Raw genomic sequence first — 13,884 nt, forward strand, 5'->3', positions numbered from 1 at the left:
GCCGAGCGCCCGGGCAGGCCCGCCGACCGCTCGGCCCGGCCCGCGGGCTGGACGCGCGGGAACGACCGGTGACGCAATAGGTTGGTCTCGTGACGGGGCCACGCCCCGAACGAGCAGAGGTGCCGGAGCACGGCACCCACGACAAGCCAGGAGGAGAATTCATGGCCGTGTACACGCTCCCGGAGCTTCCCTACGACTACAGCGCCCTCGAGCCGCACATCAGCGGCAAGATCATGGAGCTGCACCACGACAAGCACCACGCGACGTACGTCGACGGCGCGAACGCCGCCCTCGACAAGCTCGCCGCCGCCCGGGAGAGCGGCGACCTCGCCGCCGTGAACCTCTACGAGAAGAACCTCGCCTTCAACCTCGGCGGGCACATCAACCACACCATCTTCTGGAACAACCTCTCCCCCGAGGGTGGTGGCGAGCCGGACGGCGAGGTCGCCGAGGCGATCAAGGACTCCTTTGGCTCCTTCGAGGGCTTCAAGAGCCACTTCACCGCCAACGCCACGTCGATCCAGGGCTCCGGCTGGTCCGTCCTGGCCTACGACTCGGTCTCGGGCCGTCTCGTGATCTTCCAGATGTTCGACCAGCAGAACAACGTCCCGGTCGGCACCCTCCCGCTGCTCCAGCTCGACATGTGGGAGCACGCCTTCTACCTGGACTACCTCAACGTCAAGGCGGACTACGTCAAGGCGTTCTGGAACATCGTCAACTGGCAGGACGTCGCCGCGCGGCTCTCGCGCGCCACGACCCAGGCCTCGGGCCTCATCGTCCCCGCCTGACGCACACACGCCGGCCCGGCCGGTGCAACGCCCCACAGGGCCCCCAGGATCGCTCCTGGGGGCCCTGTACGCGCTGACGGTGGCCCCGTGGCCCCTGGGGGGTGCGGGCCGGCAGCGACCGCGCACCGGCCCGCTGAGGTGTGCGACGAGGGGCGGTCACCCACGGGACGAACGCACGAGGGCCCCGCCACGCAGGTGACGGGGCCCTCGGTGGAGCGGCTCGGGACCGGGCTCAGTGCTTGTGCTGGCCCCGGGAGAACTCGGTGAGCTGACCGGCCAGGCCGACGAGCGCCACGACGGCGCCGATACCCGTGAGCCACCAGCCGAACGCCAGGCCCAGGAACGCCAGCATGGTTCCGATCCCGATGACGAGCGGTGCCCAGCTGTGCGGGGAGAAGGTGCCGACCTCGCCGGCGCGGTCCTCGATCTCGCCGCGCGGGTCGTCCTCGGGCCGCTGGTCGATCCGCCGCGCGGTCAGCCACAGGTAGCCACCGGAGAACGCGAACATGCCGCCGAGGAGGAACAGCCCCACAGTCCCCACTGGCTCGGCGTCGGAGAGCCACATGTAGATGATCGCGACCGGGATGAAGAACAGGATCCACGCGCTGAAGAGGAGCACCTCGACGCGCATCGGCCTGGTCTGCTCGCCGTGGCCCTTCTCGACCTCGACGCTCGGCCGCTGCTGGTGCAGGCGGTCGTTCTCGGTCATCGCCTCGTCCCCTCCTCGTCGTCACGGCGGCCCGGCTCGAGCAGACCCGTCCCCGTGGCGGGGCGCCGCGCGGCGCGCTCGGCCACGACGTCCGCGGCGTCGGCCGTCTCGGGACCGGCGAGCATGGAGTCGAGGAAGTCCCTGTTCGGCTCGGGGTGGTCGAGCGCGGCGACCTCGGGGTGGTGGAGGTCGAAGGCCGGGCGCTCGGACCGGATGCGGGGCAGCGAGGTGAAGTTGTGCCGCGGGACGGGCGACGCCGTCGCCCACTCCAGGGAGTTGCCGAAGCCCCAGGGGTCGTCCACGAAGACGGTGCGCGGGCCGCGCGAGGTCTTGTAGACGTTGTAGAGGAACGGCAGCGTCGAGGCGGCCAGGAGCACCGCGCCGATCGTGGAGATCTGGTTGTAGAGCGTGAACCCGTCCTCAGGCATGTAGTCCGGGTAGCGCCGGGGCATGCCCTGGGCACCGAGCCAGTGCTGGACGAGGAAGGTGGCGTGGAAGCCGATGAACAGCATCCAGAACTGGATCTTGCCGAGCTTCTCGTCGAGCATCCGCCCGGTCCACTTGGGCCACCAGAAGAAGAAGCCCGAGTACATGGCGAACACCACGGTGCCGAAGACGACATAGTGGAAGTGCGCCACGACGAAGAAGGTGTCTTGGACCTGGAAGTCCATCGCCGGGCTGGACAGGATGATGCCCGTGAGCCCGCCGAAGAGGAAGGTCACGAGGAACCCAAGGGCGTAGAGCATGGGCGTCTCGAACGAGAGCTTGCCGCGCCACATCGTGCCGATCCAGTTGAAGAACTTCACCCCGGTGGGCACGGCGATGAGCATCGTCATCAGCGAGAAGAAGCTCAGCATGACACCGCCGGTGGTGAACATGTGGTGGGCCCACACGGTCACGGACAGGGCCGCGATGGAGATCGTGGCGAAGACCAGGCCCTTGTAGCCGAAGATCGGCTTGCGGGAGAAGACGGGGATGACCTCGGAGATGATCCCGAAGAACGGCAGCGCGATGATGTAGACCTCGGGATGGCCGAAGAACCAGAAGAGGTGCTGCCAGAGCAGCGCGCCGCCGGCCTCCGGGTTGTAGATCTGCGCCCCCAGGAGCCGGTCGGCGCTCAGGCCGAAGAGCGCGGCCGCCAGCACCGGGAAGGCCATGAGCACGAGGATCGAGGTGATGAGGATGTTCCAGGTGAAGATGGGCATCCGGAACATCGTCATGCCCGGCGCGCGCATGGTGATGATCGTCGCGATGAAGTTCACCGAGCCGAAGATGGTCCCGAAGCCGGTCATGGCCAGGCCGAGGATCCACAGGTCACCACCGACGCCCGGGGAGAACGTGGCGTTGGACAGCGGGGTGTAGGCGGTCCAGCCGAAGCTCGCCGCGCCCTTGGGGGTGAGGAACCCCGCGACCGTGACGAGCCCACCGAACAGGAACAGCCAGAATGCATACATGTTCAGGCGCGGGAACGCCACGTCGGGCGCACCGATCTGCAGCGGCACGAGGATGTTGCCGAACGCGGTGAACAGCGGCGTCGCGAACAGGAACATCATGATCGTGCCGTGCATGGTGAAGAACTGGTTGTACTGCTCCTTGGACTGCAGCAGCATGCCCGGCTCGAAGAGCTCCGCACGTATGAGCAGCGCGAGGACCCCGCCGATCATGAAGAAGACGAAGGCGGCGACGAGGTACATGTACCCGATCACCTTGTGGTCGGTCGATGTCACCCAGGACACGACGATCTTGCCGAGGCTCTGCTTGTGGGGCTGCAGGCCGGGGACGACCTCTGGTCGGGCGTCGGCTGTCTTTGCCATCAGTCCTGGCTCCCTTCCGTGGCGTTGTCGTCGGTGACGAGGTAGCGCCGGTTGAGCTCCTCGCCCAGCCGCCCGGTCTGGCCGGCGGCGCGCAGCTCGTCCATCTGCTCGTCGAACATGGCGCGGTCGACCACCTCGACGTTGAAGAGCATCTCGGAGTGGAACTCCCCGCACAGCTCGGCGCACTTGCCCGAGAAGGTGCCCTCGCGCTGGGGGGTCACCTGGAAGGTGTTGGTCCGACCCGGGATGATATCGAGCTTGTAGAGGAACGCCGGGATCCAGAAGGAGTGGGCGACGTCGCGCGAACGGAGGGTGAACTCGACCGTCTCGTCCACCGGGAGGTACAGCGTCGGGAGGGTCTCCTCCACCCCCACCTCGCCCGTCAGCGCGACCTGGCCACCGGAGGAGTGCACGTCCTCGCTGAGGTAGTTGAAGTCCCAGCTCCACTGCTTGCCGTAGACCTCGATCTCGAGGTCCGGCTCGGCGGCCGTGTCCTGGAACTCGCCGGTGGTACGTGTGGAGAAGAAGAACAGCGTGCCGATCATGAGGATCGGGACCACCGTGTACATCAGCTCAAGCGGCACGTGGTAGCGCAGCTGGACCGGGAGCTCGGGGTCGTCCTTGCGCCGCCGGTATGCCACGACGACCCAGATCGTCAATCCCCAGACGAGCACACCGACGACGAGCGCTGCCAGCCACGACCCGTTCCACAGGTCGATCATGCCCGCGGTGCGGTCGGTCAGGCCCCGCTCGCTGGGCAGGAAGCCGACGTCGACGCCCTTGCCGGGCTCGCTGGGGAACTGGTCCGCGGGGGCGCACGCGGTGGCGACCAGCCCCACGCCGGCGGCGAGGAGGAGGGCGCGCACGCCAGGGCGCCGGGGTGGCGGAGACGGGGTACGCACGGGATGAGACCTTCCGACGCGGTGCTGCAGCTGTCTTGACGAGGGGCCGCCGGCTCCCGTCGCCTGCACCGACGCCGTCGGCGCGCACGGACCCGGGACCTTCGTCCTTCGGGGGAACACTACCGGTCGACAGCCTCGTGAGGCGCCACCGACGGGCGTTCCGGACGCCGAATTTGACGTTCTGTCACCTCCGGACGCTCCCCGGTGACCGGTATGACCGGTTCACCCGCCGCGGGACGGCGACGGCCCGGTGCGCACCCCCGGCGGGGGGCGCACCGGGCCGTGGCCGGTCGGGTCAGGAGGTCGGGCCGTGGGCCCCGACCACGTCGACGACGGCGGCGAGGGAGGGCGACGCCTCGGCGGTGTCGCTGGCGGGCGTGCCGGGAATCTGGATCACGGCGCGCGAGCCCACCGGGACACCGGCGAGCTTGTCGAAGACGGAGCCCTGGCCCAGGGTCACACCGGTGACACCGGAGGTCTCCCAGGTGTTCGCGCTCTGGCTGTTGTCCCACAGCGTCTCGGCGAACTGCACCACGACGGTGGAGCCGGGCTCGGCGGGCACCGCGTCACCCGTGCCGTTGGCGATGACGGTGACGACCGGCTCGGTGGGCTCGGGGGCGCCCTCGTCGACCGTGACGCTGGGGACCTCCCCCGGGGCGCCCTCGACGGTCACGGGCAGCTCGGGTGCGGGCTCGACGGCGGTGGCGTCCGCCTGGCCGGTCGCGTCCGGGGCGTAGGCGCCCACGACGTCGACGACGAAGACGAGGGTGTCGCCCGCCTCGATGACGCCGCCCTGGGGGTTGTCGCCGTAGCCGAGCTCGGCCGGGATGGACAGCAGGACCCGGTCGCCGACGTGGGTGCCGGTCAGGCCCTCCTTCCAGCCGGGGATGACCTGGTTGAGGCTGAAGCCGGTGGGGGCGCCGCGCTCGAAGGAGCTGTCGAAGACCTCGCCGTCCCACACCTGTCCGGCGTAGTTGGCGACGACGTAGTCGTCCGCGCCGACCTCGGCACCGTCGCCAGGCTCGAGGACCTCGACCTCGAGCTCGGCGGGCGCGCCGCTGCCGGGGAACGTGATCTCCGGGGTCTCCCCGAAGGCGCCGGCCACGGTGGGCAGCTCGTCGCCCGGCGGGGTGGCCTCCGCGGAGGCGCTGGTCGTCCCCTCGGCCGTGGGCGACTCCTCGCCGTCGCCGGAGGAGCAGGCTCCCAGGGTCAGGGCAGCGGCGAGAGCCAGGCTGGTCAGGGCTACGGGGCGGCGCACGGTGTCTCCTCGGGGGTGGTCAGGCGGTGGGCGGCGCTCGAGCGCCCCCCGGGCAGCACGACGGCCCCGACCGGCATGGCCGGCGGGGCCGTGCGCGGGGCGGGGTGGCTCAGTGGAACGAGTCGCCGCAGGCGCAGGAGCCGGTGGCGTTCGGGTTGTCGATGGTGAAGCCCTGCTTCTCGATGGTGTCCGCGAAGTCGATCGTCGCGCCGTCGAGGTAGGGCACGCTCATCCGGTCCACGACGACCTCGACGCCGCCGAAGTCCCGGACGGCGTCGCCGTCGAGGACCCGCTCGTCGAAGTACAGCTGGTAGATCAGGCCGGAGCACCCGCCGGGCTGGACGGCGACGCGCAGGCGCAGGTCGTCGCGCCCCTCCTGCTCGAGGAGGGTCCTGACCTTGGTGGCCGCGACGTCGGTGAGCTCCACGCCGTGCGTGGTGAGCTGCTCGGTGGACTCGCTCATGGGTATCTCCGCTTCGTCGATGGGCTCCCGCTGAGATGAACTGCACCGGGGGCGACCTTGTTCCGGGCCAGCCTACGTCGTGCGTGCGTCCGGACGCACGATCCGTGCCGATCGTGACCGATCCCACCGCCGCCCCGGGGCGAGCTCACACCGACCACGTCCGGGCGATCCGCGCCCCACGCGCCCGCAGGGCGCCCAGCCCCTCCCCCGCCCCCGGGCGGCGCCCGCGGCGTCCGGCGTCGAGCACCTCGTACGTGGCGCTGATGCCGAGCGGGGAGACCTCCCGGCGGGAGGTCTGGACCTCGTCGGCGACGGCGACGACGGGCAGCGCGCGCGGGAGTGCGGCGCGCGCGACGGTCGCGACCACCGACGCGGTCAGGCTCCGGGCGTCCAGGACGGCCGCCCCGGTCAGGACGAGGTCCGCCTCCGCGACGGCACCGGCGAGATCCACCGCCGTCGCGACGACCTCGGCCCCGGGCAGGGGGCGGGCGCCCAACAGCTGCAGGACGAACGCGCTGCCGCCCCCGGCCCCGGTGCCCGGTGAGCGGGCCAGCCGGGTACCGGCTGACCGGGGCTCGACCGCGAGCAGGGAACGGCGCGGGATCGGCGGCGCCGCGCGCTCCAGCACGTCGCACCCGTGCCCCAGCGCCCGCTCGAGGTCCTGCGCGCGGACCGGTCCGACCGCCGGGTCCTGCCCCAGCACGGCACCGGCGCCGTGCAGCCCCAGCAGGGGGGCGTCGTCGCTCAGCGCCAGGACGAGGTCGACGCCGGCGAGCCGCTCCCGGGCGGCGGACACCGCGGCCGCCGCACCGGCGGGCGTCAGGCCCGTCAGGGCGAGCCCCCCGCTCGTGAGCGGTTCCGCCCCGGCCATGCCCGCCAGCTGCGCGAGGAGTCCGGCCCCGCCGTCGTGGGCGGCCGCTGGGACCGACAGGCCCACCACGACGCGGCCGGCCCCGGTGGCCAGGGCGGCGAGGACGAGCGCACCGAGCCCGCCGGTGGTGCTCCGGACCGCGGCCTCGGCGCGGTCCGCCGCGAGGTGGGTGCCGAGGACCTGGTCCGCCTCGACGAAGGCGGTCCCGCCCGCCTGGCCGGGCACGTGCAGGACCGTGGCGGGCACGGCGGCGCCGAGCGGGCCCGGGACGGTCACCGGGACGAGCCGACCGCCCAGCGCCGCGCCGACGGCGTCGACCAGCCCGGCGGAGCCGTCGGACAGCGGCAGCGCCCGGACGACGTCGGACGGGACGCTCTCCCGCCACCCCTCGGCCAGCGCCGTGGCCGCGACGGCGGCGGTGACGGCCCCGGCGAACCGGTCCGGTGCGACGAGGACCCGCACCTCAGACCCGGCCGCCGAGACGTGCCAGGAGCAGGGCCTCGGCCAGGACCACCCGCTCGAGCTCGCCCAGGTGGACGGACTCGTCCTCGCTGTGGGCACGGGAGTCGGGGTCCTCCACCCCGGTGACGAGGATCCTCGCCTCGGGGAAGACCTCCCGGAGCTCGGCGATGAACGGGATCGACCCGCCCACGCCGATGTCCACGGGCTCGTGGCCCCAGGCCTGCGTGAAGGCCCAGCGGGCCGTGCGCATCTCCTCGGAGTCGCCGCCGGCGTCGAACGCCTGGCCGCGCTCGCCGGGGGTGACCGTGACGCGTGCGCCGAACGGCGCGTGGGCGAGGAGGTGGTCGTGGAGCAGCCGCTCGGCCTCGGCGGGGTCCTGACCCGGCGCGATGCGCATCGAGAGCTTGGCCCGGCAGACCGGTGCGATGGTGTTCGAGGCCTGCGCGACGGAGGTCGCGTCCAGCCCGATGACGGAGATCGCCGGCTTGGTCCACATGCGCGCGCTCAGCGCCCCGGTGCCGGCGAGACGGTAGCCGTCGACGGCCGAGGCGTCGGCGCGCAGGTCGGCCTCGGGGTAGTCGACGTCGGCGTCGTCACGGGCGACGAGACCGGCGACAGCGACGTCCCCCGCGTCGTCGTGCAGGCTCGCCACAAGGCGGGCCATGAGGGTGACGGCGTCGAGCACCGGACCGCCGAACATGCCCGAGTGCACGGCGTGGTCGAGCACCCGCACCTCCACCTCGCAGTCGACCAGCCCGCGCAGCGACGTCGTCAGGGCCGGGACGCCGATGCGCCAGTTCCCCGAGTCCGCGACGACGATGACGTCGGCCGCGAGACGGTCGCGGTGGGCGTGGAGGAAGTCGGTGAAGGTCGGCGAGCCGATCTCCTCCTCCCCCTCGACGAAGACCGTCACGCCCACCCCGAGCTCGTCCCCGAGCACACGCAGCGCGCCGACGTGGGCCATGACCCCGGCCTTGTCGTCCGCGGCGCCGCGGCCGTAGAGCCGCTCGCCGCGCTGCACGGGCTCGAAGGGGTCCGAGGTCCACCCCGCGGCCTCCCCGGGGGGCTGGACGTCGTGGTGGGCGTAGAGCAGCACCGTCGGCGCGCCCTGCGGGCCGGGCCGGTGGGCCACCACGGCGGGGCGGGAGGTCCGTCCGTCGGTGGTCACCTCGAGGACCTCGGCGTTGGCCATGCCGGCGCCGCGCAGCAGCGCCGCCACCGCCTCCGCCGAGGCGCGCACGTGCGCCTGGTCGAACGCCTCGGAGGAGACGCTGGGGATGCGCACCAGGTCCTCCAGGTCGGCGCGCACCCGGGGGAAGGCCTCACGGGTGCGCCGGGCGAGATCGTCGACTCCAGTCACGGCGTCGAGGCTACCGCCGCCGCGTCGACTACCCTGCTGGGGTGATCGGACGCCGCACCCCCGTCGAGCCAGAGCCGGAACCTGTCCTCCCCGGCAAGGGCCGCCCCACGCCGAGGCGCAAGCAGGCCGAGGCGCGCAACCGCCGGCCCCTCGTGCCCGAGGACCGCAAGGAGGCCCGGCGCCGCGCCCGCGAGCAGCGCAACGAGGCCTGGGCCCGTCAGCAGGAGGCGATGCGCACCGGCGACGAGCGGTACCTCCCGCTGCGGGACAAGGGCCCGGTCCGTCGCTACGCCCGCGACCACGTCGACGCGCGCTGGTCGGTGGCCGAGTTCTTCCTGCCCCTCGCGCTGGTGATGATCGTCGTCATGATGTTCGCCGGCGCGTACCCCCAGCTGGCCGGCGGGCTCGTGCTCGCGATGTACGGCGTCCTCGTCCTCGCGATCGCCGACTCCCTGTTCATGGTGTGGCGGCTGAAGAAGAAGCTCGCCGCGCGGTTCGGTGAGGAGAAGGTGCCCCGGTGGACCGGGTTCTACGCGTTCACGCGCAGCTTCTACTTCCGTCGCATGCGCCAGCCCCGTCCGCAGGTCGGGCGCGGGGAGTACCCGGCCTGAGCGGGCACCTACGATCGAGGGCATGGTCAACCACGTCTATCTCGGCCGCTCCGGCCTGAAGATCTCCGAGATCACCTACGGCAACTGGCTCACCCATGGCTCCCAGGTCGACGCGGAGGTGGCGACATCCTGCGTCCACGCCGCCCTCGACGCCGGGATCACCACGTTCGACACCGCCGACGCCTACGCCAACGGCAAGGCCGAGAAGGTGCTCGGCAAGGCGCTCAAGGGCCAGCGCCGCGAGTCCCTCGAGCTGTTCACCAAGGTCTTCTGGCCGACGGGCCCGAAGGGTCCCAACGACTCGGGCCTGTCGCGCAAGCACATCATGGAGTCCATCGACGGCTCGCTCCGGCGCCTGGGCACCGACTACGTCGACCTCTACCAGGCGCACCGCTTCGACGTGGAGACGCCGATCGAGGAGACGATGCAGGCCTTCGCCGACGTCGTGCGCGCCGGCAAGGCCCTGTACATCGGCGTCTCGGAGTGGACCGCCGAGCAGATCCGCTTCGCCCACGACCACTCCAAGGAGCTGGGCTTCCAGGTCATCTCCTCCCAGCCGCAGTACTCGATGCTCTGGCGGGTCATCGAGGACGAGGTCGTCCCCACCTCCAGCGAGCTCGGGCTGTCCCAGATCGTGTGGTCCCCGGTGGCCCAGGGTGTCCTGACGGGCAAGTACCTGCCCGGGGAGAAGCTGCCCAAGGGGTCGCGGGCGACCGACAAGAAGGGCGGCGCGGACACGATCAAGCGCTTCCTCGACGACGACCTCCTCACCCGTGTCCAGGACCTGCGGCCGGTCGCGGACGAGCTCGGCCTGACGATGGCCCAGCTGGCCGTGGCCTGGGTCCTGCAGAACGACAACGTCGCCGCGGCCATCATCGGCGCCTCCCGGCCCGAGCAGGTCGCGGAGAACGTCGTCGCCTCGGGCGTGCGGATCCCGGCCGAGCTCATGGCGAGGATCGACGAGACCCTCGGTGACCGGGTCGTCCGCGACCCGGCGAAGACCTGGGAGAACGCCCCGCACACGCGGCCGAGCTGATCGGCCCCGGCGGCCGCGCGGGGGCCCGTGCCCTCCGCGGCCGCCGCCCCCGGCTTGCATGCCGTCGGCGCCCGCCGCCCGCTGCCCGCCGGCAGCCGCTCGCGGCCCGCAGGCCCTCAGCGGCCGCCGCGCCCCCGGGCCGCGCGGCCGGCGAGGGCCCGGTTGAGCTGTCCCGGCCAGGCCGGGCCCTCGTAGATGAACGCCGTGTACGCCTGGAGGAGGTCCGCGCCGGCGTCGAGCATCGCCTCGGCGTCGGCCGGGGTGGTGATGCCCCCGACGCCGATGACCACCGGTCCCTCCCCCAGTCGCGTCCGCAGGAGCCGGACCACGTCGAGCGCGCGGGCGCGCAGCGGCTCGCCCGACAGGCCGCCCGGGCCCAGGTCGTGGTCGATCGTCGTGTTCGTCGCCACCACCCCGCCCAGACCGAGCTCGAGGACCAGGTCCGCGACGGCGTGGAGATCGGCGTCGGCGAGGTCGGGGGCGATCTTCACGAGCACCGGCACCTCGCGCCCGGCCGTCTCCCGTGCCGCGTCGCGGACCGCGGCGAGGATCGGCCGCAGCGCGTCGACCGCCTGGAGGTCGCGCAGGCCCGGGGTGTTCGGCGAGGAGACGTTGACCACGAGGTAGTCGGCCCACCGGGCCACCGCCCGGGCGCTGGTGACGTAGTCCGCCGCGGCGCTCTCGAGCGGGGTCACCCTGCTCTTGCCGATGTTGGCGCCGACCACCACCGCGCGCCCCCGCCGGGTCCCCCGCAGCCGGCGCAGCCGCTCGCCGGCTGCGGCGGCGCCGTGGTTGTTGAAGCCCATCCGGTTGCGCAGGGCACGCCGGTCGACGTGGCGCCACAGCCGGGGGCTGTCGTTGCCCGGCTGGGCGACGGCGGTGACGGTGCCCACCTCGACGAAACCGAAGCCGAGCATGTCCATCCCCAGCACCGTGTCGGCGTCCTTGTCCATCCCCGCGGCGAGGCCGAGGACGCCCGGGACCGGCCGCGTGAGGGGCCCGCCGGCCGACCTGGCCGGGACGGGTCGGCCGGGTCGCCGGCCGAGGGTGGCGCGGACGGCGCCCGCGAGTCCCGGGACGCGCGCCACCGACCGGATCAGACCCATGGCCAGGACGTGCGCCCGCTCGGGGTCGAGGCGCAGCGCGAGGGTGCGGAAGAGAACCTGGTACATCTCAGCGCCGCTCGGCCCGGGCGGCCACCCGCGCCGGGCTCGAGACGTAGAGCCAGACCAGGCCCAGGACCGGCAGCACCGCCGGGACGAAGCCGTAGCCGCTGCCGTAGCGCGACCAGACGGTGTCCGCGGGGAAGAGGTCGGGCCGGGTCAGGCTCAGCGTGCCGACGACGGCGACGCCCACCAGCTCGAAGCCCACCGCCACCCACGCCACGCGCCGCATCCGGCGGCCGTTGTGGGCCAGCGCCACCGTCGCGGCGACGTACACCGCGCCGGCCAGCGCGGAGAGGCCGTAGGCGACGGGGGCCTCCCCCGCGTCCCGGAGCAGCTGGACCGTCGCGCGCGCCGTCGCCGCGACCGCGAAGATGCCGTACACGAGGATGAGCACGCGGCCCAGGCCGTAGGCCGGTCGCCGGGTGTCGGTGGTCGACGTCGTGCTCACCGGGGCGTACCCCGGCTCGCGGACGTCCTCGCGGGTGGTCATGTCGTCCTCCTCGGTCATCCTGCCCACACCTGCCAGACCCGGGCCTGCATGGCCATGATCGCCACGCACGCCACGAGCAGGACGACAGAGCTCGTCCGTGTCCGGTCCGCCATCGCCCAGACCGCGGCGACCGGCAGCAGCACGACCGCAGTGACCACGTAGCCCCAGAACGTCCAGGGGTCCGCCGGGGACCTGCCGCCGGCGGCGGCGACGATCCCCACGACGATCTGCGCCAGGAGTGCGACCTCCACGGCGCCGCCCGCGACCAGCTGGCGCAGCACCACCGGACGGTCCCTCAGCGCGAACCAGGCGGCCCACAGCGCCAGCGCGCCGGCCAGGGCGGCGGCGAGGACGACGGTCGTGAGCACCCGGCGAGATTATCGCCCCCGGGCCGCCGGGCTAGCATCGGACGGTGACCGACCTCGACCTGACCTCGAAGAACCCTGCCCGCATCGGTGCCGACGCCCTCGTCGTCGGCGTCGCCCGGACGACCGACGGCCCCCGGCTGCTCGGCGACGTCCTCCCCGGGCGTGCCGCCTCCGCCCTCGCCGCGCTGCTGCCCGCGCTCGGCGTGAGCGGCACCGCCGACGAGGTGGTGCGCATCCCGGCCGTCGACGGCGTCTCCGCGGACGTCCTCGTGCTCGCCGGTGTCGGTGAGGACCTGACCTACGAGGCGCTGCGCCGGGCGGCGGGCTCTGCCGTCCGCTCCCTCGCGGGGACCGAGCACGTCGTCCTCGCGCTGCCCGCCGAGGACGCTGCCGTGGTCGGCGCCGTCGCCGAGGGCGCCCTGCTCGGTGCCTACCGCTTCGACCGCTACAAGACCTCCGACCCCGCGCCGGTGGCGCGCGTCGAGGTCGCCACCCCGGCCGCGAAGGACAAGGCCGCGCGGGCGGCCGCCGAGCGCGCCCGGGTCGTCGGTGCTGCGGTGCGCGGCGTGCGCGACCTCGTCAACGCCTCCCCCGCCCACCTGTACCCGGCGAGCTTCGCCAACGAGGCGAGGGCGGCCGCCGAGGGCAGCGCGGTCACGGTGACCGTCCTGGACGAGCAGGACCTCGCCGACGGCGGCTACGGCGGCCTCCTCGCCGTCGGGCAGGGCTCGGTGCGCCCGCCGCGCCTGGTCCGGGTCGAGTACGCGCCCGCCCGCTCCCGCGCCCACTACGCCCTCGTGGGCAAGGGCATCACCTTCGACTCGGGCGGGCTGTCCATCAAGCCGGCCAAGGGCATGGAGACGATGAAGTGCGACATGGCGGGCGCCGCGACGGTCCTGCACACCGTGCTCGCCGCCGCCGAGCTCGCCCTGCCGATCCGGGTGACCGGCTGGCTGGCGCTCGCCGAGAACATGCCCTCCGGCACCGCGCAGCGCCCCTCCGACGTCATCACGATCCGCGGCGGGACCACCGTCGAGGTCCTCAACACCGACGCCGAGGGCCGTCTCGTCCTGGCCGACGCGCTCGTCGCGGCCCGGGAGGAGAACCCCGACGTCCTCGTGGACATCGCGACGCTCACCGGCGCCCAGATGGTCGCCCTCGGCAACCGGGTGGGTGCGGTGATGGGATCCGAGGAGGTGCGCGGGCAGGTCGTGGCCGCGGCGGAGGCCGGCGGCGAGCAGCTCTGGCCCATGCCGCTGCCGGCCGAGCTGCGCGAGTCGATGAAGACACCGGTCGCGGACATCGCCAACATGGGCGACCGGTTCGGCGGCATGCTCGTCGCGGGTCTGTTCCTCAAGGAGTTCACCGGGGACACCCCGTGGGCGCACCTGGACGTCGCCGGCCCGGCCTACAACGACTCCAAGCCCTTCGGCTACACCCCCAAGGGCGGGACCGGCATGGGGCTGCGCACGCTCCTCGGCCTGCTCGAGGCCGCGGCCGCCCGGTAGCCGTCTCGGTGGCGCGCCCGGCGACCGGGCGCGGCACCGGCCGGGTCCGCCGCCGCGCGGGTGCGCCCCGCGCCCGAA

At 73.1% G+C, this 13,884-nt stretch carries 14 protein-coding genes; 4 read left to right on the plus strand and 10 right to left on the minus strand.

Annotated elements, in window-relative coordinates:
- Positions 1 to 161: 161 nt before the first annotated feature.
- The gene (locus AAEM63_RS09345) at positions 162 to 788 is read left to right on the plus strand and encodes a superoxide dismutase (RefSeq protein ID WP_123919070.1); all 627 of its coding nucleotides are present in this window, start codon (positions 162 to 164) and stop codon (positions 786 to 788) included.
- Positions 789 to 1,020: 232 nt separating this feature from the next.
- Here the strand turns inward: AAEM63_RS09345 and AAEM63_RS09350 are convergent, their stop codons facing one another.
- The 7 genes from AAEM63_RS09350 to AAEM63_RS09380 all read right to left on the minus strand — a co-directional run bounded on the left by AAEM63_RS09350 (position 1,021) and on the right by AAEM63_RS09380 (position 8,627).
- On the minus strand, positions 1,021 to 1,497 hold the full coding sequence (locus AAEM63_RS09350) for a cytochrome c oxidase subunit 4 (RefSeq protein ID WP_341361253.1): 477 nt from the start codon (positions 1,495 to 1,497) through the stop codon (positions 1,021 to 1,023).
- Complete coding sequence (gene ctaD, locus AAEM63_RS09355) at positions 1,494 to 3,311, minus strand: cytochrome c oxidase subunit I (protein WP_341361254.1); 1,818 nt, start codon at positions 3,309 to 3,311, stop codon at positions 1,494 to 1,496. Before ctaD ends, AAEM63_RS09350 begins: the two co-directional genes overlap by 4 nt.
- Complete coding sequence (gene coxB / locus AAEM63_RS09360) at positions 3,311 to 4,072, minus strand: cytochrome c oxidase subunit II (RefSeq protein ID WP_341361348.1); 762 nt, start codon at positions 4,070 to 4,072, stop codon at positions 3,311 to 3,313. Before coxB ends, ctaD begins: the two co-directional genes overlap by 1 nt.
- A 436-nt stretch (positions 4,073 to 4,508) precedes the next feature.
- On the minus strand, positions 4,509 to 5,471 hold the full coding sequence (locus AAEM63_RS09365) for an FKBP-type peptidyl-prolyl cis-trans isomerase (protein WP_341361255.1): 963 nt from the start codon (positions 5,469 to 5,471) through the stop codon (positions 4,509 to 4,511).
- 109 nt (positions 5,472 to 5,580) lie between these two features.
- Entirely contained in the window at positions 5,581 to 5,934 is a 354-nt protein-coding gene (gene erpA, locus AAEM63_RS09370; RefSeq protein WP_123919077.1) for an iron-sulfur cluster insertion protein ErpA, read from the minus strand.
- 145 nt (positions 5,935 to 6,079) lie between these two features.
- Positions 6,080 to 7,267, minus strand: coding sequence for a glycerate kinase (locus tag AAEM63_RS09375; protein WP_341361256.1), 1,188 nt, complete (start codon positions 7,265 to 7,267; stop codon positions 6,080 to 6,082).
- Between the two features lies 1 nt (position 7,268).
- Positions 7,269 to 8,627, minus strand: a complete 1,359-nt coding sequence (locus AAEM63_RS09380) for a dipeptidase (protein ID WP_341361257.1) — start codon at positions 8,625 to 8,627, stop codon at positions 7,269 to 7,271.
- Between the two features lie 41 nt (positions 8,628 to 8,668).
- On the opposite strand from AAEM63_RS09380, the gene AAEM63_RS09385 reads away from it, so the two are divergent.
- Positions 8,669 to 9,238 carry a DUF3043 domain-containing protein gene (locus tag AAEM63_RS09385; protein ID WP_341361258.1) on the plus strand — a complete coding sequence of 190 codons (570 nt, stop codon included), beginning with the start codon at positions 8,669 to 8,671 and terminating at the stop codon, positions 9,236 to 9,238.
- Between the two features lie 22 nt (positions 9,239 to 9,260).
- The gene (locus AAEM63_RS09390) at positions 9,261 to 10,274 is read left to right on the plus strand and encodes an aldo/keto reductase family protein (protein ID WP_341361259.1); all 1,014 of its coding nucleotides are present in this window, start codon (positions 9,261 to 9,263) and stop codon (positions 10,272 to 10,274) included.
- A 116-nt stretch (positions 10,275 to 10,390) separates the two neighbouring features.
- Here AAEM63_RS09390 and AAEM63_RS09395 read toward each other — a convergent pair whose 3' ends face one another.
- From AAEM63_RS09395 to AAEM63_RS09405, 3 genes are read right to left on the minus strand one after another with little or no spacing between them, the layout of a single operon-like run.
- Entirely contained in the window at positions 10,391 to 11,446 is a 1,056-nt protein-coding gene (locus AAEM63_RS09395; RefSeq protein ID WP_341361260.1) for a quinone-dependent dihydroorotate dehydrogenase, read from the minus strand.
- A gap of 1 nt (position 11,447) precedes the next feature.
- On the minus strand, positions 11,448 to 11,948 hold the full coding sequence (locus AAEM63_RS09400; protein WP_341361261.1) for a hypothetical protein: 501 nt from the start codon (positions 11,946 to 11,948) through the stop codon (positions 11,448 to 11,450).
- The gene (locus tag AAEM63_RS09405; protein WP_341361262.1) at positions 11,945 to 12,298 is read right to left on the minus strand and encodes a hypothetical protein; all 354 of its coding nucleotides are present in this window, start codon (positions 12,296 to 12,298) and stop codon (positions 11,945 to 11,947) included. Before AAEM63_RS09405 ends, AAEM63_RS09400 begins: the two co-directional genes overlap by 4 nt.
- Before the next feature lie 44 nt (positions 12,299 to 12,342).
- Here AAEM63_RS09405 and AAEM63_RS09410 point away from each other — a divergent pair, with 44 nt between their 5' ends.
- A complete protein-coding gene (locus AAEM63_RS09410) occupies positions 12,343 to 13,806 on the plus strand; it encodes a leucyl aminopeptidase (RefSeq protein WP_341361263.1) in 1,464 nt (487 codons plus the stop codon).
- Positions 13,807 to 13,884: the final 78 nt, after the last annotated feature.

Source organism: Georgenia sp. M64 (assembly GCF_038049925.1).
Classification (GTDB): Bacteria; Actinomycetota; Actinomycetes; order Actinomycetales; family Actinomycetaceae; genus Georgenia.

What these genes read in the sequence shown, in the direction of transcription:
- AAEM63_RS09345 (WP_123919070.1), top strand. Translation starts at nt 162, where the DNA reads ATGGCCGTGTACACGCTCCCGGAGCTTCCCTACGACTACAGCGCCCTC.
- AAEM63_RS09350 (WP_341361253.1), bottom strand. Translation starts at nt 1,497, where the DNA reads ATGACCGAGAACGACCGCCTGCACCAGCAGCGGCCGAGCGTCGAGGTC.
- ctaD (WP_341361254.1), bottom strand. Translation starts at nt 3,311, where the DNA reads ATGGCAAAGACAGCCGACGCCCGACCAGAGGTCGTCCCCGGCCTGCAG.
- erpA (WP_123919077.1), bottom strand. Translation starts at nt 5,934, where the DNA reads ATGAGCGAGTCCACCGAGCAGCTCACCACGCACGGCGTGGAGCTCACC.
- AAEM63_RS09390 (WP_341361259.1), top strand. Translation starts at nt 9,261, where the DNA reads ATGGTCAACCACGTCTATCTCGGCCGCTCCGGCCTGAAGATCTCCGAG.
- AAEM63_RS09395 (WP_341361260.1), bottom strand. Translation starts at nt 11,446, where the DNA reads ATGTACCAGGTTCTCTTCCGCACCCTCGCGCTGCGCCTCGACCCCGAG.
- AAEM63_RS09400 (WP_341361261.1), bottom strand. Translation starts at nt 11,948, where the DNA reads ATGACCGAGGAGGACGACATGACCACCCGCGAGGACGTCCGCGAGCCG.